Source organism: Nonomuraea montanisoli (genome assembly GCF_013363975.1).
Lineage (GTDB): Bacteria > Actinomycetota > Actinomycetes > Streptosporangiales > Streptosporangiaceae > Nonomuraea > Nonomuraea montanisoli.
Map to the genome: position 1 here is coordinate 163141 of NZ_JABWGN010000011.1, position 17599 is coordinate 180739.

Consider the following 17599-nt stretch of genomic DNA (forward strand, 5'->3'; position numbering starts at 1 on the left):
TCTACTTGCTGACGAGACGCAGGCAGGTCACCGGCCGGTAGGCCCCCCGGGCCCGCAGGTAGCGCTGCGAGCCCTTCGGGCAGCTCCGCGGCCTGGCCTCGAACGAGGTCACCCGCGCCCACGCGCCGCGCGACCGGCACCCCACCCGCGTGATCGCGGCGCGGTCCACCGTCTCTCCGGCCGGCCTGGCCACGCACATGCCGCGGTCCAGCACCTGACCGCCGGGCCCCAGGCAGGCGACGGGACCGGCGCCGACCGTGTCGAGCGTGCCGGAGGGGCAGGACGAGGCCCGCGTCTCGATCGCCAGCGCCCTGCCGTACCAGCCGCGCTGCGCGCAGGGCCGCTCGCGGCCGTCGAGCGTGACGCAGTCGCCCGCCCTGAGCATGCCCCCGCCGGCGCCCGGCGCGCCCAGGTGCGGGTCGAGGTAGGAGCGGACGCAGGCCGTGCGGCCGTCGCCGACCCGCACCACGTCGTCGGTCTCGTCGGGACAGCCGCCGTGGCCGGGCGGGTCCGCGGCGATGGCCAGCACCTCGTACTGCCCCCCGTTGCACGGCGTCAGGACGTAACCGGCGTCCGAGCCGTTCACGCAGGCGCCCGGCTCCCAGCGGAGGGGCGCCCTGGTCGCGTCGGGAGCGGACGGCCCCGTGCGCACGGCCGTTCCCGCCAGCACGACCACGCCCGCCACCCCGAGGGCCGCCACGGCGAGCGACAGCGCCGTGCGCAAACCAGTAGTCATGTGGGTACTCTGCGTGACGGTGGAGGGTCGCGCAAGCGTGTCTCGCCGATCGGGCCGGGCGATCCTGCCATCATCGCTGTGATGGACGTCGTCTCGCTTCTCGTCGGACTCACCGCCGGTCTCGCCATCGGCTTCCTGATCGCCCGTACGAGGGCGGCGGTGCGGGTGGCCGAGGCGGAGGCGCGGGCCAGGACCGCGGACGAGAAGCTCGCATACGTCGAGGATCAGCTCACCGAGCGTTTCCAGGCCCTGTCCACGCGTGCCCTCGACGTCAACAACCTGCGCTTCCTCGAACTCGCCGAGACCCGGCTGGCCGCCACCCGCGCCGAGGCCGCGGGCGACCTCGACCAGCGCAGGAAGGCGGTCGAGCACCTGGTCGAGCCGCTGAAGGACGCGCTCGCCCGGGTCGAGGCGCAGCTTCGCGACACCGAGGCGGGGCAGCGCGCCGCCCGCGCCGAGCTGGCCAAGCAGATGGAGTTCGTCCGGCAGAGCAGCCAGGAGCTGCGCTCGCAGACCACGGCCCTCGTACGCGCCCTGCAACGGCCCGAGGCGCGCGGCCGGTGGGGCGAGCTGCAGTTGCGCCGGGTCGCCGAGATCGCCGGCATGCAGCGCCACTGCGACTTCGACGAGCAGGTCACCGAGGGCTCCATGCGGCCCGACATGGTGGTGCGGCTGGCCGGGGGCAAGAACATCGTCGTCGACTCCAAGGTGTCGCTGGCCGCCTACCTGGAGGCCGCGGAGGCGTCCGACGAGTCGCTGGCCTCCGTACGCCTCGACGCGCACGCCCGGCACGTCCGCGAGCACATCGACCGGCTGGCGGGCAAGTCCTACTGGCAGGCGTTCAACCCGTCGCCGGAGTTCGTGGTCCTGTTCATCCCCGGCGAGGCGTTCCTCGCCCCGGCGCTGGAGCGCGACCCGGGGCTGCTGGAGTACGCGATGACCCGGCGCGTGCACATCGCCACCCCGACCACGCTCATCACCATGCTGCGCACCGCGCACTACGCCTGGCAGCAGGCCGCGCTCAGTGAGAACGCCCGTGCCGTGTTCGAGCTGGGCAAGGAGCTGTACGAACGGCTCGCGTCGCTGGGCAGGAACGTCGATACCCTCGGTAAGTCGCTCACCCGGGCCGTCGAGGCGTACAACAAGACCGTGGGATCCCTGGAGAGCCGCGTGCTGGTCAGCGCGCGCAAACTGCACGATCTGGGCGTCGTGGATGGCGAGCTCGGCTCACCCGAGATGCTGGAGGGCCTGCCGAGGGCGCTCGCCTCACCCGAACTGCTGGAAACCCCGTCTCTGATTTCCCCGGTCAACGGTAAGTTGGCCAACGGATCGCAGTAAGGGGGCGGGGGCCGGTGAGTGAGAAGGGCAGGCGCTCGGGCGTGAAGTTGACCGCCCGCGGCGCCATCGTGCTCGCCCTGGCCGTCACCGTGGCCGCGTACGCGCTGGCCGGGCCGCTCGACCTGCCGTTCCTGGTGGGCGCGGTGTTCGTGGCGGCCAGCCTGGTCGGCGTGCTGCTGGTCAACCCGCGCGACCTGCTGTCGCTGGTGGTGACGCCGCCGCTGGTGTTCTTCGCGGCGACGCTCGTCGTCGAGTTCGTCCGCGCGCTCGGCTCCGGCAAGCTGGCGCAGTCGCTGGCGATCGGGTTGTACTCGTCACTGTCGGCCGGCGCGCCCTGGCTGTTCGCGGGCTCGGCCGTGGTGCTCGGCGTGGCCCTGCGGCGCGGGCTGCGCGACAACGTGCGCGAGCTGCGCGAGGAGCTGCGGGCGGGCGCCGAGACGGCCCGCCCGTCACGCAAGCAGGCGTACGAGCCGGAACCCGAGGGCTACTTCGAGCCCCGGGTCTACGGCACGCCCCGGACGCAGACCGAGGACTGACCCCGGGGGGCCGCCCGGTGACCCCGGAGGGCCGCCCGGGCCGCGAGCCGGGTCAGGAGGCGCGCAGGTCCTTGCGCAGCTCGTGGGGCAGCGCGAAGCGCATGCTCTCCTGCACCGACTCGACCTGCTCCACGTCGCCGAACCCGTGACGGGCCAGATGGGCGAGCACCTCGTCGACCAGCTCCTCGGGCACCGAGGCGCCGCTGGTCAGACCGACCGTGGTGACGCCCTCCAGCCACTCGTCACGGATGAACGAGGCGTTGTCGACGAGGTAGGCGGCGTCGGCGCCGTGGTCCTTGGCCACCTCGACCAGGCGCTTGGAGTTGGAGGAGTTGTCGGAGCCGACGACGATGACCAGCTCGGCCTGGGCGGCGATCTCCTTCACCGCGACCTGGCGGTTCTGGGTGGCGTAGCAGATGTCGTCGCTCGGCGGGTCGATCAGCGTCGGGAAGCGCTCCTTGAGCCGGGCGACCGTCTCGGTGGTCTCGTCGACCGACAGCGTCGTCTGCGACAGCCAGACCAGCTTGGACGGGTCCTTCACCTGGACGTCGCCGACCGCGTCGAGGCCGTCGACGAGCTGGATGTGGTCGGGCGCCTCGCCGGAGGTGCCCTCCACCTCCTCGTGGCCCTCGTGGCCGATCAGCAGGATGTCGTAGTCCTGGGCGGCGAACCGCTTGGCCTCGTTGTGCACCTTGGTGACCAGCGGACAGGTGGCGTCGATGGTGCGCAGCCCGCGCTGCCTGGCCTCGCCGTGCACGGCCGGGGAGACGCCGTGGGCGGAGAACACCACGATCTCGCCCTCGGGCACCTCGTCGGTCTCCTCGACGAAGATGGCGCCCTTGGCCTCCAGCGTCTGGACGACGTGGGTGTTGTGCACGATCTGCTTGCGGACGTAGATCGGCGCTCCGTACTGCTCCAGAGCCTTCTCGACCGCGACCACGGCCCGATCGACGCCGGCACAGTAGCCGCGGGGCTTGGCTACGAGGACTCTGCGGGAAGTACGGGGCTCCATACTTGGTAATGCTACGTGGAGGACGGACAGGACCGCGCGTGCACGCCTGCTCGCCGTTTGCCACACTGGCCCTCCGATACAGACCTCCCAGGGAGACGTCATGTCCCTCAGCGACGTGATACGCAACATCGCCAAGACCGTCACCGACAAGGAGAAGGCCAAGGAGCTTCCTCTCATCGTCGTCCAGTCCACGTTGAGCGCATTCGGGCAGGGATTGCTGCTGGTGGACCGGATGAAGAACTCCATCAAGGGGCTGGGCTCCAAGGAGGAGGAGACCGAGACGCGGTCCCCGGCGGCGGCCGGTGAGACGGCCGCGCCGGTCGAGGAGGAGCGGCCCGCCCGCAAGGAGCCGGTCATCTTCGCGCCGCGCCCGTCCGGCGCCGCCGCCGAGAAGACCGGGGACCAGAACGGCTCCGCCACCAAGACCAGGCCCGAACCGGTGATCTTCACCCCCGCCAAGCCGGCCGCGGAGGCCCCCGCCGCGCCCGCCACCCCCGAGCCCGCCACCCCTGAGGCCGCCGCTCCTGAGGCCGCCGCTCCGGAAGCTGCTGCTCCGGAAGCTGCTGCTCCGGAGTCGGGCGCCGCCGAGCCCGTCGCCGCCCCCGAGCCCGCCGCGGCACCCGAGCCCGTCGAGGCGCCTGAGCCGGTCGCCGCGGCCGAGCCCGCGCCGGGCGCGGAGCCCGCCGAGGCCGCCAAGCCGGTCACCGTGACACCCGAGCCCGCTCCCGCCGCAGAGGCCGAGCCGGAGACGAAGCCGGAGGTCAAGCCGGAGACCGTGGACGGGGCGCCGGCCGCGCCCGAGGCGGAGGCGAAGCCGAAGGCCGCCGCGAAGCGCACCGCCAAGCCCAAGGCCGAGGCCAAGCCCAAGGCTGAAGCCAAGACGGAGGCCAAGGCGGAGGCCAAGCCGAAGGCCGAGGCCAAGACCGCCGCGAAGGCCGCGAAGCCGGCGAAGACCGCCAAGCCCGCCGCCAAGCCCGCCGCTGAGCCCGCCGCGCCCGCCACCCCGGCCGCCGAGCCGACCGGCGCGCTCGCGGAGGCCGCCGCCGCGACCCCCGAAGCCGCCGCTGCCGCCGAGGCCGCCGACGGGGCCGCCGGCGCTACCACCCTGGCCGAGCCGCTGCCCGGCTACGCCGAGCTGACGGTGGCCTCCCTGCGCGCCAGGATGCGCGGCAAGTCCGCCGAGCAGATCAGCGGTCTGCTGACGTACGAGCAGGCCACGGCCGGCCGCCCCGAGGTGATCAAGATGTTCGAGAACCGCCTGGCCAAGCTCCAGGCCGGGGAATAGCCGCCGCGGCCCCGTAGTCTTCCGGCATGACCACGAAGACCTCGCCCGAGTCCCCGCTGCCGATCCGCACCGTCCTGCAGATGGTGGGCGGCTGGATCGGCAAGCTGGGCACGGTCTGGGTGGAGGGCCAGATCACCGACCTGAGCGCGCGCGGCGGCACGGTGTTCCTGACGCTGCGCGACCCGGTGGCCAACGTCTCGGCCCGGGTCACCGCTCCACGCGGCGTGTACGAGGCGGCCGTGCCGCGTCCGGCCGACGGCGCCCGCGTGGTGGTCCACGTCAAGCCCGACTTCTGGGTCAACCGAGGGTCTTTCGCCTTCACCGCGCTGGAGATCAGGCCGGTCGGCGTGGGCGAGCTGCTGGCCCGGCTGGAGCGGCTGCGCCAGTTGCTGGCCGCCGAAGGGCTGTTCAACACCGACCGCAAGCGGCGGCTGCCGTTCCTGCCGGACACCGTGGGCCTGATCTGCGGTCGTGACTCCGCGGCCGAGCGCGACGTGCTGGAGAACTCCCGGCGCCGCTGGCCCGCCGTGCGCTTCAAGGTCGAGGAGGTCGCCGTCCAGGGGCCGTACGCGGTGGGCGAGGTCACCGAGGCGCTGCGGAAACTGGACGCCGACTCCTCGGTGGACGTGATCGTCATCGCCCGGGGCGGCGGCTCGCTGGAGGACCTGCTGCCGTTCTCGGACGAGACGCTGGTGCGGGCCGTGGCCGGCTGCCGTACCCCGGTGGTGAGCGCGATCGGCCACGAGCAGGACAGCCCGCTGCTGGACCTGGTGGCCGACGTGCGGGCCTCCACGCCCACCGACGCCGCCAAGAAGGTGGTGCCGGACGTCGGCGAGCAGCTCACGCTGGTGCGTCAGCTCCGCGACCGCGGGCGGCGGGTGCTGAACGGCTGGCTCGACCGGGAGATGTCGTGGCTCACGTCGGCCCGCTCGCGGCCGTCGCTGGCCGACCCGGTGCGCGAGCTCGAACGGCGCGCGGAGCAGGCGGAGGCGCTGCGCGACCGGGCCCGGCGCTCGCTGGCGGGCTCGCTCGACCGGGCCGGTGACTCGCTGACGCACCTGCGCGCCCGGCTCGTGGCGCTGTCGCCGGCCGCCACGCTCGAACGCGGCTACGCGATCGTCCAGCACCCCTCGGGCGACGTCGTACGGCTGGCCAAGGACGTCTCACCGGGAGCGCTGCTGACGATCCGCCTCACCGACGACCGTCTCTCGGTCCGCGCCCTGGGCCCGGACGCGGAGGACTCCCCCGAGAGCCCGCAGGACCAGCCGAAGCCCGCCAGAGCCCGCAAACCCCGCACCAAGCCGGCCGCCGACCAGGGCTGACGCTACGCCTCGGCGGGGCGCCCGCCGTGCGGGGCGTGGAGGACGGCCGCGGTCAGGGCGTCCAGCCCGGCCTTGAACGCGTCCAGCGACCTGCCGCGCTCGACGAGCTGGGAGTGGATCAGGCGGACGTTGACGGGGGCGAGCAGGGCGTCCGCGAAGAAGCCCGCGTCGAGGTCCGGGCGCGCCTGTGCGAGCAGCGCCGCCACGTGCGTGTGGTGGATCCGGTACGGCCCGCTGTACCCCGGCGCCTTGGCCGCCGCCAGTTCGAGCTGCAGGTAGATGTCCTGCTGCGCCACCATCCGGTCCACCAGCGCCCGCAGGAAGGCGCGCAGGCGGGCGTCCGGGGGCGCGCCGGGGCCGACCGGCGGCGGCCCGGTCATGAAGGCGACCTGGAAGCGCCGCTCGTGCTCGTCGATGAGCGCCCACACCAGCCCGGTCCGGTCACCGAAGCGGCGGTAGACCGTGCCCACGCCGACGCCGGCCTCGCGGGCGACCTCGTCCAGGGAGAGCTGGTGGGCGCCGCGCTCGGCGATGAGCCGGGAGGCGACGTCGATGATGCGCCGGCGGTTGCGGGCGGCGTCGGCGCGTTCGGGCTGGGGCTGCCCGAGGACGGGCAGAGGCTCACGTCCGCACACGCGCAGAGCATACCTCCGCCTTCTCCCCGGAACAGCTTGTAACCGGAATTTTCTCCGCTTAGGCTGGGCTGACATACAAACGGAGAAGTTTCCGGTTCAAGGAGCACGGTCATGGCCAACGATTTCAACCAGCAGGTGATCGACGAGTTCCGCGCCAACGGCGGCAAGGTCGGCGGGATGTTCGAGGGCGCCCCTCTGGTGCTGCTGACCACCACGGGCAGGAAGAGCGGCAAGCAGGTCACCACGCCGGTGATGTACCTGAAGGACGGCGAGCGGGTGATCGTGATCGCGTCCTACGCGGGCGCGGACCACCACCCCGCCTGGTACCTCAACCTGGTCGCCCACCCCGAGGCCACGGCCGAGATCGGCACCGAGACGTACCACGCCAAGGCCGAGGTCGTGGAGGGCGAGGAGCGCGACCGGCTCTACGCCCGGATGGTGGAGCAGGCCCCGGGGTTCGCCGAGTACCAGGAGAAGACCGAGCGCCGCATCCCCGTCGTCGCCCTCGACCTTCAGCCCGCCTGACACCGGCCTGCCGGAGGACGGCGGGAGAGGGGCTAGAAGGGGGCGTCGTCGTCGCGGGCGGCGCCCGCCTCGGTGCGGCGGGCCATCGCGGCGGCGAGCTTGACCCTGGCCCCCTGCAGCCACTCCTCGCAGATCGCGGCCAGCTTCTCGCCCCGCTCCCACAGCTCGATCGACTGCTCCAGGGTGAGCCCGCCGGTCTCCAGGCGGCGCACCACCTCGGTCAGCTCCTCGCGGGCCTGCTCGTATGAGGGCGTCTTCTCGTCTGCCACGTCACCACCCTAGAGTCACGGGCGCGCGGACGAGCCAAGCCCCGCCGCTCCGCCTGCCCCGGGGCGACCGGGTCAGCTCTTCGGGCGCTGCTGGAGCGCGGCCGCCAGCTCGCCGAGCTCGGGCCAGTCGGCCGTGCCCGTGACCACGAGCGTCACGTCCGGCAGGACGCGCACCAGCGACCGCTGCTTCTTGTCCTCACGGAAGCGGCGCTCCCACGTCTGCCCGGCGACCTGCTGGCCGCCGATCGCCTTGTCGGTGTTGGCCATGCGGCTGGCGAAGCCGGCCGCCGGCTTCTCGTCGCTCTGCATCAGCATGGCGTGCTCGCGCTTGGCGGTGGCGTAGCCGATGGAAAGGACCTGCGCGCCGCTCTCCCCCTTGGCGATGCGGTTGCTGTTGGGGATCCAGCCGGCCGGGTCCTGCTTGGGGGCCCACACCTGGTACGGCACGGTGCGGGCGAAGTTGGCGACGGTGATCGAGTAGTCGCGCCGGGGGATGTGCTCCTGGCGGCTCTGCGGTGCGACCAGCAGGAACAGGCCCGCCGCCCCCAGGCAGACGAACAGCGCTACCGCGTAGCCGTAGAACCCCTCAGTGAACCGTCGCACACCTGGCGAGATTACCCGTTGGCCGCACCGGTCGCCGAAGCGGCCGGTCGGATCTGGCCGATGATGGCGAGCACGTCCTCGGCCAGGTCGCGGTCGCCGGTGCGCACGACCTCCGACACCGCCGCCGCGAGCGCGCCCGTGATCACCACGACCAGCGCGCCCTCGTCGTCGTCGAACAGGGCGGCGTTGCGCTCGGCCCACTTGCGCAGCCGGTCGCGCATGACCACCTCGAAGCCGGGCGGCCCGTCGCCGCGCAGGAACAGCGCGGCCACCTCGCGCTCCTCCAGGCACCCGTCGAGGTAGGCCCGGGCCGCGCGGATGAACACCTTCATCGGGTCGCTCTCGCCCTCGGCGCGCGCCTCGCGCGCGGCCTGGCTGGTGCGCTGGGCCTGCTTGGCCTGGAACTCCTCGAACAGCGTGAGATAGAGGTCGGCCTTGCCGGAGAAGTGGTGGTAGAGGCTGCCCACGCTGGCCTCGGCCCGGCCCACGACGTCGGTGACGCCGGCCTCGGCGAAGCCCTTGGACACGAAGACCTCTTTGGCGGCCTTGAGTAGCGCGGTGCGCGTGGCAGCGCCCCGCTCGGAGGTGCGGGCTGTGACCGGCTGTTCCACATCGCTGCTCATGGCAGGCACATTATCCTCCGCTGTCCGGGGATACATGGACAACCGGCATCCACCCGGCCGGGGTACACGGACGTGGCCTCCGGGACGGCTCGGCGCCGTCGCCGCGCACCCCCGGCTTGTCGGCACGACGGCGTCACGAGATCATCGGGCGCCAGGCGTTCCACCCGTGGGAGGGGTACCCGTGCCGGAGGTCAAGGCCGAGATCGACGAGCTCATGCGCGCCTTCATGGGGGCGTTCACCAACACGGGCGGCGCGCGGCCGGACGTCGACGTCGTCCGCGAGCTCTTCATCCCGCAAGGAATGATCATCAAGAACGTCGGGGACGAGCTGGTGGTCTACGACCTGGACGCGTTCATCGACCCCCGGAAGAAGATCCTCACCGACGGAACGCTGACCGGGTTCTCCGAGTGGGAGGTCGCCGAGCGGACCGAGATCTTCGGGTCGATCGCCCACCGGTTCAGCGAGTACCGGAAGTCGGGCTTCCTGGACGGCGAGTGGTTCGAGGGCTCCGGCCACAAGACGACCCAGTTCGTCCGGACGCCCGTCGGTTGGCGCATGAGCTCGATGGCCTGGGACGACGTGTAGACGCGTTCACGCGGCCCATTTCTCGGGTGACCTTGGGTACCTGACTACCATCGAGTCAGTTGTCCACGAGGAGGGCCCGCCATCATGTCCGATCAGACGACCGTACCCCCAGCGCTGGCGACGGGTGAGCACGCCCCCGACCGCAACCTCGCCCTGGAGCTGGTACGCGTCACCGAGGCGGCCGCGATGGCCGCCGCCCGCTGGGTCGGCCGGGGCGACAAGAACGGGGCGGACGGCGCCGCGGTCAACGCGATGCGCCAACTGATCAACACGGTGTCCATGAACGGCGTCGTCGTCATCGGCGAGGGTGAGAAGGACGACGCCCCGATGCTGTTCAACGGCGAGCACGTGGGCGACGGCAGCGGGCCCGACTGCGACGTGGCCGTCGACCCCATCGACGGCACCCGGCTGACGGCGCTCGGCATGCCCGACGCCGTGTCGGTGATCGCGGTGAGCGAGCGCGGCTCGATGTACGACCCGTCGGCCGTCTTCTACATGGAGAAGCTGGTCACCGGGCCGGAGGCGGCCGACGTGGTGGACATCGAGGCGCCGGTCGCGGCCAACATCGCGGCGGTGGCCCGGGCCAAGGGCTGCTCGGCCTCCGACGTCACGGTCGTGGTGCTCGACCGGCCCCGGCACGACCAGCTCGTCAAGGAGATCAGGGAGACCGGGGCGCGCATCAAGTTCATCGTGGACGGCGACGTGGCGGGCGCCATCATGGCCGGCCGCGTCGGCACGGGCATCGACCTGATGATGGGCATCGGCGGCACCCCCGAGGGCATCGTGGCGGCGTGCGCGCTCAAGTGCCTGGGCGGCGTGATCCAGGGCAAGCTGTGGCCGCGCGACGACGCCGAGCGCGGGCGGGCCGTCGACGCCGGGCACGACCTCGACAAGGTGCTCACCACCAACGACCTGGTCCGCTCCGACGACGTGTTCTTCGCCGCGACCGGCATCACGCAGGGCGAGCTGATGCAGGGCGTGCGCTACGGCAAGGGCGTGGCGATGACCAGCTCGCTGGTCATGCGCGGGCGCTCGGGCACGATCCGCAAGGTCGACAGCGAGCACCAGCTCTGGAAGCTGCGCGCCTACAGCGCGATCAACTTCGACACCGCGGGCTGAGGCCGCGGGCGACTTCGACACCGCGGGCCGAACCCGCGGGCGCCCGGGCTCCGTCAGCGGCGGCGCTTGCGGCGGGGTGGCTCCTTGACCTTGACGTCGCCGGCGAAGTTGGTGGTGCGCACCTCGACCACGGGCGCGCCCGGCTCGGTGGGCTGCTTGGTCAGCCGTACGGTCTTGTCCTTGGTCACCCGGATGACCTCCAGGTCCTCCGGCACGTGGATCTCCAGCCCGCCGAAGACGAGCGTGGCGTTGATGACGATGCGCCGGTTCTGGAGGATGGCGTCGCGCAGGTCGAGCTTGGTCGTGCCGAACATGGCGGTCACGTCCAGCTCGGCCGGCACCACCCAGCGCCCGCCGCGCTGCTCCTGCTTGAAGAACGCCGACACCGGCCGGCCGTCGAGCCGCAGCGGCTGCTCGTCGGCCGGGAGCAGGTCGGCGGTCAGGTCCACGAGGTCGCCGAGGGTGCGGGCGGAGTAGACGATCCCGAGCCGCTCCTCCAGCTCCTCCAGGGTGATCCGGCCGTCGGCGTGGGCGTCCTGGAGCACCTGCGCCACGCGCTCGCGGTCGTCGTCGGAGGCGCGCAGCTCCTGCGGCTGGGGAGTGTCGGGCCTGGCGGGGCGCCGGGCGCTGATCCACTCCTCGGCCAGTCGCTCGCCGACCTCCTGCAGGCGGGGCAGCCAGGCTCCCGGGCGCTCGTTCACATCTCGACGATATCCGGCGCAAGGCCCGCGTGCTGGCCGCCGCGGGTCCGGCCAAGGTGACGAGTCCGTACGAGTCCTGGTTTCGTACGGTCATGGGCGGCCATGGGCGGCCATGGGCGGAATCCGGCGGCGGGCTCGCCCGTTGACCGGAGCAAGGCACGCCGCCCGGCGGCGGCCCGGAGGGAGGCGGCTGGTGCGGCAGGCGGCGCGATGGGGGCTCGGCGCGGTGGGCGCCGGCGTGGCGGTGGTCGCCGGTCTGGACCTGGCCGGGGCCGGGACCGGCGAGATCAACCCGCTGCGCAGGACCATCAGCGAGCACGGCCTCGGCACGTACGGCTGGGTCTTCGGCCTCGGCGTCGCGCTGCTCGCGGCGGGGTCGGCGGCCATCGGCGTCGCGCTGGCCCGCACCCGGCTCGCGGGCGTGCTCGGCACGCTCGCGCTGATGGCGTGGAGCGTCGGGCTGCTGGTGACGGCCTGGTTCCCCAAGCACGACTGGTCGGTCGGCCCGAGCCTGAGCGGCAGCATCCACCGGGTGGGGAGCCTGGTGGCGTTCCTCAGCCTGCCGGTGGCGGCGCTGGTCATCGCCCGCCCCTGGCGGCACGCCGGGCGGCGCGGTCCGGCGCTGGCCGCCTTCGGCCTGGGCCTGGGCTCGGTGCTGTGGGTCGTGGGCATCGTCGCGGTGGTGCTGGTGGGGGCGCGCAGCGGCCTGGCGTGGTGGCAGGTCATGCCGCTCGGCCTGGTGGAACGCGGTCTGGCCGCCACGGAGGTGGCCGCCGTGGTGGCTCTGGGTGCGTGCGCCCTGGCGAAAGGGCCGGTCGAACGCTAACCTGACCGCGCCTCACGTTTGCTGGACCCCCCGCGCTCAACCCCCCCACATGGAGGCCGCCGTGCCGACCCCCCGTGATTTCCAGGCCCGCATCGCCACGTACGTCGCCTACGCCGTGCAGGGACTGTCGTTCGCCACCCTGCTCACCCAGGTCGCCAACCTGCAGAACCGGCACGGCCTCGACGAGGGCACACTGACCCTCCTCCTGCTGGTCGTCCCGGTCTTCGCGGGGGTCGGCAGCGTGGCCGCCGGCTCCTACGCCGCGCGGCGGGGCAGCAAGCCGCTGCTGCGGGCCGCGCAGCCGACCGTGGCCGCGGGCGTGGTGCTCGCCGGGCTCGCCCCGAACGTGCCGGTGCTGGTGGTCGCGCTGCTGGTGTTCGGGCTGGCGGTCGGCGCGGTCGACGCGGGCATCAACATGCAGGGCGTGGCCGTCGAGCGCAGGTACGGCCGGGCCGTGCTCAACGGCTTCCACTGCGTGTGGAGCGTCTTCAGCCTGTTCGGCGCGCTGTGGGCGTCGGCCGCGTCGGGCCTCGACCTCGGGGTGGTCATGAGCGTGCCGATGGTGCTGGCCGTGGCGGCCTCGCTCTACGCCGGGCCGCGGCTCTGCACGGTCGAGGAGGAGAAGGTCGAGCACACGGAGGCGGCGTCCGGCGCCCGGTTCCCGTGGCGACCGATCATCCCGCTCTGCCTGGCGATGGGCTTCCTGTACGTCGGCGACGCCGCGGTCTCCAACTTCAGCACGGTCTTCATGAAGGACGTCCTGTCCGCCTCCCCCGGCGTGGTCCCGCTGGCCTACGCCGCCTACCAGGCCACGACCCTGGCCGTACGCCTCGGCGGCGACCTCGCGGTGCGCCGGTACGGCTCGGCGGCCATCGTGCGGATCGGAGGGGCCATAGCGACGCTCGGCTTCGTCGGCATCGTGGTCGCGCCCAGCCAGCCGCTGGCCATCGTGGCGTTCGGGCTGACCGGCGTGGGCCTGTCGGTGGTGGCGCCGCAGTCGTTCTCGGCGGCGGGCCGGCTGGACCCGGCGGGCACGGGCGTGGCCATCGCCCGGGTCAACCTGTTCAACTACGTGGGGTTCATCGTCGGCGCGGCACTGGTGGGGGCCCTGGCCGACTCCTTCGACATGCGGATCGCGTTCGCCGCGCCGCTCGTGCTGGCGGGCGTGATCATCGTGCTGGCCAGGGGCTTCGAGCCCGCGGTCAAGGCTGCGGCCTGAACGCCTCAGCGCGGCCTGACGTCTCAGCCCGTGGTCTGACGCCTCAGCCCGCGGCCCCTGCCGACATGCGGAGCTTCAGCTCTCGTACGGCCTCCGCCGCCCGGTGGACCGGCAGCCGGGAGAAGCCCGCCGCCACCGCCGGGCGGCCCGGCGCGAAGCGCATCGGGCCCACGGCCTCCATCGCGAGGCCCAGCTCCCGCGCCACCGCGACCACCCGCTCCTCGTCCCAGCCGGCCGGCAGGTCGAGATGGGCGTGCAGGCCCGCCTCGATGCCCCGGACGCGGACCTCCGGCAGGTGCTCGGCCAGCGCCCTGACCAGGGCGTCCCTGCGCCGCCGGTACTCCCGGCGCATGCGCCGCAGGTGCCGGTCGTAGCCGCCGGTGCGCAGGAAGCCGGCCAGCGCGTACTGCTCGATCACGGGTGAGCCGAGGTCGAACTCGCTGCGCGCCAGCCGGACCGCCCCGGCCAGCGCGGGCGGGGCCACGACCCAGCCGAGCCGCAGCCCCGGCGCCAGCGCCTTGCTGACGCTGCCCACCAGCACCACGCGGTCGGGGGCGAGCCCCTGCAGGCAGCCCACCGGGTCGCGGTCGTAGCGGAACTCGGCGTCGTAGTCGTCCTCCAGCACGACCGCGTCGCTCTCGCGCGCCCACTCGACGAGCGCGGCCCGCCTGCCGGGCGAGAGCACCACGCCCGTCGGGTACTGGTGGGCGGGCGTGACCAGCACGGCCCGGGCCGGGCGCTCGCGCAGCGCGGCCACGTCGAGGCCCCGCCCGTCCACCGGCACCGGCAGCAGGTCGGCTCCGGCGCGGCGCAGCAGGGGGACCTGCCGTTGGCTGGTCGGGTCCTCCACGGCCAGCCCGATCCGGCCGGCGCGTCCGCCCGGCCTGGGCCGGCCACCGTTTCCGGCCGCTCCGGCCCTGCCGGCCCTGTCGGCCGCTCCGGGCCTGCCGCCCCTGTCGGTCGCCCCCAGGCGGCCCTCGCGTTCGGCCAGCACGTGGAGCACCAGGCTGAGGCCCTGGGCGACGCCGCCCACGATGATGAGGTCCGCCGGGTCCACTTCGGCGGCGCGCACCCGCCGCAGGTAGCCGGCCAGCTCCTCGCGCAGCTCCGGGATGCCGCCCGGGTCGCCGTAGTCGAGGGCGTCGGACGGGATGGTGGCCAGGGCGTGCCGCAGGGCCGCCAGCCAGCGCTCGCGCGGGAAGTGGCCGAGATCGGGCGAGGTCGCCCGGCTCTGGTAGTCGCAGTACGACTCCGGGAGCTCCGCCGCGACCGCGCGGCCGCGGGTGGCGGCGGGGGCCACGCGGGTGCCCGAGCCGACCCGCGAGACGAGGAAGCCCTCCGCGACGAGCTGCTCGTACGCCTCGACCACCACCCCGCGCGACACCCCGAGGTCGGCCGCCAGGTCACGGCTGGACGGCAGGCGGTCGCCGGGGGCCAGCCGACCCGAGCCGACCGCCTCGCGCAGGCCGGAGGCCACCTGCGCGGCCACGCCGCCCCGCTCATGGTCCAGCGGGACGTACAGATCGCCCATATTGGTCCCCGTTCACCGCAGAGGATTGGACTGTTTGCGTGGACCATTGTCTCCCTAGCATCCTCGGACATGAGCAACGGAGTCGTCGGCGCCGCGTGCGCGATGTTCCTGGTGGGGACGCTGGCCGGGGTGTCCGGCCTGGTCAAGGACTATCCGGTGTACGGCGGGCAGGCGGTGCGCTACCTGGTCGCCGCGGTCGTGCTGCTGGCCATGGTCCGGGCCACGGGACAGCGGTTCGTCCGGCTGACGCCGCGGGAGTGGGCGCTGCTCGGCGCGCTGTCGTTCACCGGCCTGGCGCTGTTCAACGTGTGCGTGACCGAGTCGGCCCGGGCCGCCGGGCCCGCGCTGGTCGGCACCGTGCTCGGCGCCGTGCCGCTGGCGCTGGCCCTGGCCGGCGGGCGGCCCGCGCCCCGGCTGCTCGCGGGCGCGGGCGTCGTGGTGGCGGGCGCGACGCTGGCCACCGGGCTCGGCAGCGGCAACCTGACCGGGCTGCTGTGGGCGCTCGGGGCGTTCGCCGGGGAGATCGCCTTCTCGTTGCTGGCCATCCCGCTGCTGCCCCGGCTGGGGGCGATGCGGGTGAGCGCGTACTCGACCGCCCTGGCCGTGCCCATGCTCGCGACGATCGGGCTGGTCACGGAGGGGTCCGGCATGCTGAGAGCGCCGAGCCTCGCGGAGGCGGCCGGGTTCGCCTACCTGGCCCTCGTGGTGACCGTGGTGGCGTTCTTCCTGTGGTACTCGGCGCTGCCGCGGCTCGGGCCGGGACGGGCGGGGCTGTTCGCGGGCCTCATCCCGGTGGGGGCCATCGCGACGGGGGCGGTGCTCGGCATCGCGACGCCGTCCGGCTACGACCTGCTCGGCGCGGGGCTGGTCGTGGGCGGCATCGTCATCGGGCTCACCGCCCGCCGTCCCGCGCCGCCCGCCGCGTCCCCGGGCTCGCCGGGGTCGCCGGGCTCCACGCCGCGCGTGGTGACCGAGCGCACCTGACGGCCGGGCGGGAGTGCGCCCCGCGTGGGCGTACGCTTTGGGGGATCGAAAGGATGGGCATGGCCGAGTTCGACTACACCGATCTTCTCCCGCTGGGCGCCGACGACACCACGTACCGGCTGATCACATCGGAGGGGGTGCGGAGAGTCGAGGCGGCCGGCCGTACGTTCCTGGAGGTCGACCCCGAGGCGCTGCGGCTGCTCACCGAGACGGCCGTGCACGACATCTCCCACTTCCTGCGCGCGTCGCACCTGGCCCAGCTCCGCAAGATCATCGATGATCCGGAGGCCAGCGGCAACGACCGGTTCGTGGCGCTCGACCTGCTGAAGAACGCCTCCATCTCGGCCGGCGGCGTGCTGCCCATGTGCCAGGACACCGGCACCGCGATCGTCATGGGCAAGCGCGGCCGCCACGTGCTGACCGACGGCCGCGACGCCGAGCACGTCGCACGCGGCGTGTACGACGCCTACACCCGGCTCAACCTGCGCTACTCCCAGATGGCCCCGCTGACCATGTGGGAGGAGAAGAACACGGGCAGCAACCTGCCCGCCCAGATCGAGCTCTACGCCGAGGACCCCCACGGCCACCCCGACGAGTACAAACTGCTGTTCATGGCCAAGGGCGGCGGGTCGGCCAACAAGTCGTTCCTGTACCAGGAGACCAAGGCGGTCCTCAACGAGAAGCGCATGCTGGCCTTCCTCGAGGAGAAGATCCGCTCGCTCGGCACGGCCGCCTGCCCGCCGTACCACCTGGCGATCGTCGTCGGCGGCACGTCGGCGGAGTACGCCCTGAAGACCGCCAAGTACGCCAGCGCCCGCTACCTCGACTCGATCCCCACCGAGGGCTCGCCCTCCGGGCACGGTTTCCGCGACCTGGAGATGGAGGCGAAGGTCTTCGAGCTCACCCAGAAGCTCGGCATCGGCGCCCAGTTCGGCGGCAAGTACTTCTGCCATGACGTGCGGGTCATCCGCCTGCCTCGCCACGGCGCCTCCTGCCCCGTGGCCATCGCCGTCTCCTGCTCGGCCGACCGGCAGGCGCTGGCCAAGATCACGCCGGAGGGCGTCTTCCTGGAGCAGCTCGAGACCGACCCGGCCCGCTTCCTGCCGGAGACGACTGACGAGCACCTCTCCGACGACGTGGTGAAGATCGACCTCAACCGTCCCATGGCGGAGGTCCTCGCCGAGCTGACGAAGTACCCGGTCAAGACGCGGCTCTCGCTCACGGGCCCCCTCGTCGTGGCGCGGGACATCGCCCACGCCAAGATCGCCGAGCTGCTCGACGGCGGCGGCGAGATGCCGCAGTACCTGAAGGACCACGCGGTCTACTACGCGGGTCCGGCCAAGACGCCCGAGGGCTACGCGTCGGGCTCGTTCGGGCCGACCACGGCCGGGCGGATGGACTCGTACGTGGAGCGCTTCCAGGCGGCCGGCGGGTCGATGGTCATGCTGGCCAAGGGCAACCGGTCGCGGCAGGTGACCGAGGCGTGCCAGAAGTACGGCGGCTTCTACCTGGGCTCCATCGGCGGCCCCGCGGCCCGGCTGGCGCAGGACTGCATCAAGAAGGTGGAGGTCCTGGAGTATCCGGAGCTGGGGATGGAGGCGGTGTGGAAGATCGAGGTGGAGGACTTCCCCGCGTTCATCGTCGTGAACGACAAGGGCGACGACTTCTTCACCGACCGCACCGGCCCGGTGCTGTCGATCGGCCGCCGCTGATCGGGGCGCACGGGCCGATCTGAGCCCGCCGGCCCGA

Annotated in this window: 19 protein-coding genes; 11 read left to right on the plus strand and 8 right to left on the minus strand. The window is 73.1% G+C overall.

What is annotated here, in order from left to right; all coding sequences use genetic code 11:
- Position 1: 1 nt before the first annotated feature.
- The gene (locus HTZ77_RS28265) at positions 2-736 is read right to left on the minus strand and encodes a hypothetical protein (protein WP_175592740.1); all 735 of its coding nucleotides are present in this window, start codon (positions 734-736) and stop codon (positions 2-4) included.
- An 81-nt stretch (positions 737-817) separates the two neighbouring features.
- On the opposite strand from HTZ77_RS28265, the gene HTZ77_RS28270 reads away from it, so the two are divergent.
- Positions 818-2074: a DNA recombination protein RmuC gene (locus HTZ77_RS28270; RefSeq protein ID WP_175592741.1), complete on the plus strand. Its 1257-nt coding sequence runs from the start codon at positions 818-820 to the stop codon at positions 2072-2074.
- 41 nt (positions 2075-2115) lie between these two features.
- Positions 2116-2610 carry a DUF6542 domain-containing protein gene (locus tag HTZ77_RS28275; RefSeq protein WP_328808809.1) on the plus strand — a complete coding sequence of 165 codons (495 nt, stop codon included), beginning with the start codon at positions 2116-2118 and terminating at the stop codon, positions 2608-2610.
- Between the two features lie 52 nt (positions 2611-2662).
- On the opposite strand, the gene HTZ77_RS28280 is transcribed toward HTZ77_RS28275, so the two are convergent.
- On the minus strand, positions 2663-3622 hold the full coding sequence (locus tag HTZ77_RS28280) for a 4-hydroxy-3-methylbut-2-enyl diphosphate reductase (protein ID WP_175592743.1): 960 nt from the start codon (positions 3620-3622) through the stop codon (positions 2663-2665).
- 100 nt (positions 3623-3722) lie between these two features.
- Between HTZ77_RS28280 and HTZ77_RS28285 the strand changes: the two genes are divergently transcribed.
- Both HTZ77_RS28285 and xseA read left to right on the plus strand, forming a co-directional pair.
- Positions 3723-4907 (plus strand): hypothetical protein, encoded by a 1185-nt coding sequence (locus HTZ77_RS28285; protein ID WP_175592744.1) that lies wholly within the window; start codon positions 3723-3725, stop codon positions 4905-4907.
- Positions 4908-4933: 26 nt separating this feature from the next.
- Positions 4934-6229, plus strand: a complete 1296-nt coding sequence (xseA, locus tag HTZ77_RS28290; protein WP_235995268.1) for an exodeoxyribonuclease VII large subunit — start codon at positions 4934-4936, stop codon at positions 6227-6229.
- A gap of 2 nt (positions 6230-6231) precedes the next feature.
- Here the strand turns inward: xseA and HTZ77_RS28295 are convergent, their stop codons facing one another.
- The gene (locus HTZ77_RS28295) at positions 6232-6864 is read right to left on the minus strand and encodes a TetR/AcrR family transcriptional regulator (protein ID WP_328808810.1); all 633 of its coding nucleotides are present in this window, start codon (positions 6862-6864) and stop codon (positions 6232-6234) included.
- A gap of 111 nt (positions 6865-6975) precedes the next feature.
- Here HTZ77_RS28295 and HTZ77_RS28300 point away from each other — a divergent pair, with 111 nt between their 5' ends.
- A complete protein-coding gene (locus HTZ77_RS28300; RefSeq protein ID WP_175592746.1) occupies positions 6976-7389 on the plus strand; it encodes a nitroreductase family deazaflavin-dependent oxidoreductase in 414 nt (137 codons plus the stop codon).
- 32 nt (positions 7390-7421) lie between these two features.
- Here the strand turns inward: HTZ77_RS28300 and HTZ77_RS28305 are convergent, their stop codons facing one another.
- The 3 genes from HTZ77_RS28305 to HTZ77_RS28315 all read right to left on the minus strand — a co-directional run bounded on the left by HTZ77_RS28305 (position 7422) and on the right by HTZ77_RS28315 (position 8884).
- Positions 7422-7658: an exodeoxyribonuclease VII small subunit gene (locus HTZ77_RS28305; protein WP_175592747.1), complete on the minus strand. Its 237-nt coding sequence runs from the start codon at positions 7656-7658 to the stop codon at positions 7422-7424.
- A gap of 72 nt (positions 7659-7730) precedes the next feature.
- Positions 7731-8261: a DUF4245 domain-containing protein gene (locus HTZ77_RS28310; protein WP_175592748.1), complete on the minus strand. Its 531-nt coding sequence runs from the start codon at positions 8259-8261 to the stop codon at positions 7731-7733.
- Between the two features lie 11 nt (positions 8262-8272).
- Entirely contained in the window at positions 8273-8884 is a 612-nt protein-coding gene (locus HTZ77_RS28315; RefSeq protein WP_175592749.1) for a TetR/AcrR family transcriptional regulator, read from the minus strand.
- 181 nt (positions 8885-9065) lie between these two features.
- On the opposite strand from HTZ77_RS28315, the gene HTZ77_RS28320 reads away from it, so the two are divergent.
- The gene (locus HTZ77_RS28320; RefSeq protein WP_175592750.1) at positions 9066-9470 is read left to right on the plus strand and encodes a DUF4440 domain-containing protein; all 405 of its coding nucleotides are present in this window, start codon (positions 9066-9068) and stop codon (positions 9468-9470) included.
- A gap of 84 nt (positions 9471-9554) precedes the next feature.
- A complete protein-coding gene (gene glpX, locus HTZ77_RS28325) occupies positions 9555-10589 on the plus strand; it encodes a class II fructose-bisphosphatase (protein ID WP_175592751.1) in 1035 nt (344 codons plus the stop codon).
- 53 nt (positions 10590-10642) lie between these two features.
- Here glpX and HTZ77_RS28330 read toward each other — a convergent pair whose 3' ends face one another.
- Positions 10643-11290 (minus strand): DUF1707 SHOCT-like domain-containing protein, encoded by a 648-nt coding sequence (locus HTZ77_RS28330; protein ID WP_175592752.1) that lies wholly within the window; start codon positions 11288-11290, stop codon positions 10643-10645.
- A 193-nt stretch (positions 11291-11483) separates the two neighbouring features.
- Between HTZ77_RS28330 and HTZ77_RS28335 the strand changes: the two genes are divergently transcribed.
- Together HTZ77_RS28335 and HTZ77_RS28340 are read left to right on the plus strand one after the other, a co-directional pair.
- Complete coding sequence (locus tag HTZ77_RS28335) at positions 11484-12116, plus strand: DUF998 domain-containing protein (RefSeq protein ID WP_175592753.1); 633 nt, start codon at positions 11484-11486, stop codon at positions 12114-12116.
- A gap of 61 nt (positions 12117-12177) precedes the next feature.
- Positions 12178-13335 carry an MFS transporter gene (locus HTZ77_RS28340; RefSeq protein ID WP_175592754.1) on the plus strand — a complete coding sequence of 386 codons (1158 nt, stop codon included), beginning with the start codon at positions 12178-12180 and terminating at the stop codon, positions 13333-13335.
- A gap of 43 nt (positions 13336-13378) precedes the next feature.
- Here HTZ77_RS28340 and HTZ77_RS28345 read toward each other — a convergent pair whose 3' ends face one another.
- Entirely contained in the window at positions 13379-14866 is a 1488-nt protein-coding gene (locus HTZ77_RS28345; protein WP_175592755.1) for an aminotransferase-like domain-containing protein, read from the minus strand.
- Positions 14867-14935: 69 nt separating this feature from the next.
- On the opposite strand from HTZ77_RS28345, the gene HTZ77_RS28350 reads away from it, so the two are divergent.
- A complete protein-coding gene (locus tag HTZ77_RS28350; RefSeq protein ID WP_175592756.1) occupies positions 14936-15850 on the plus strand; it encodes a DMT family transporter in 915 nt (304 codons plus the stop codon).
- A gap of 59 nt (positions 15851-15909) precedes the next feature.
- A complete protein-coding gene (locus tag HTZ77_RS28355) occupies positions 15910-17562 on the plus strand; it encodes a fumarate hydratase (RefSeq protein WP_175592757.1) in 1653 nt (550 codons plus the stop codon).
- The last annotated feature ends 37 nt before the right edge of the window (positions 17563-17599 follow it).

What these genes read in the sequence shown, in the direction of transcription:
- HTZ77_RS28265 (WP_175592740.1), bottom strand. Translation starts at nt 736, where the DNA reads ATGACTACTGGTTTGCGCACGGCGCTGTCGCTCGCCGTGGCGGCCCTC.
- HTZ77_RS28270 (WP_175592741.1), top strand. Translation starts at nt 818, where the DNA reads ATGGACGTCGTCTCGCTTCTCGTCGGACTCACCGCCGGTCTCGCCATC.
- HTZ77_RS28280 (WP_175592743.1), bottom strand. Translation starts at nt 3,622, where the DNA reads ATGGAGCCCCGTACTTCCCGCAGAGTCCTCGTAGCCAAGCCCCGCGGC.
- HTZ77_RS28285 (WP_175592744.1), top strand. Translation starts at nt 3,723, where the DNA reads ATGTCCCTCAGCGACGTGATACGCAACATCGCCAAGACCGTCACCGAC.
- xseA (WP_235995268.1), top strand. Translation starts at nt 4,934, where the DNA reads ATGACCACGAAGACCTCGCCCGAGTCCCCGCTGCCGATCCGCACCGTC.
- HTZ77_RS28300 (WP_175592746.1), top strand. Translation starts at nt 6,976, where the DNA reads ATGGCCAACGATTTCAACCAGCAGGTGATCGACGAGTTCCGCGCCAAC.
- HTZ77_RS28315 (WP_175592749.1), bottom strand. Translation starts at nt 8,884, where the DNA reads ATGAGCAGCGATGTGGAACAGCCGGTCACAGCCCGCACCTCCGAGCGG.
- glpX (WP_175592751.1), top strand. Translation starts at nt 9,555, where the DNA reads ATGTCCGATCAGACGACCGTACCCCCAGCGCTGGCGACGGGTGAGCAC.
- HTZ77_RS28345 (WP_175592755.1), bottom strand. Translation starts at nt 14,866, where the DNA reads ATGGGCGATCTGTACGTCCCGCTGGACCATGAGCGGGGCGGCGTGGCC.
- HTZ77_RS28350 (WP_175592756.1), top strand. Translation starts at nt 14,936, where the DNA reads ATGAGCAACGGAGTCGTCGGCGCCGCGTGCGCGATGTTCCTGGTGGGG.
- HTZ77_RS28355 (WP_175592757.1), top strand. Translation starts at nt 15,910, where the DNA reads ATGGCCGAGTTCGACTACACCGATCTTCTCCCGCTGGGCGCCGACGAC.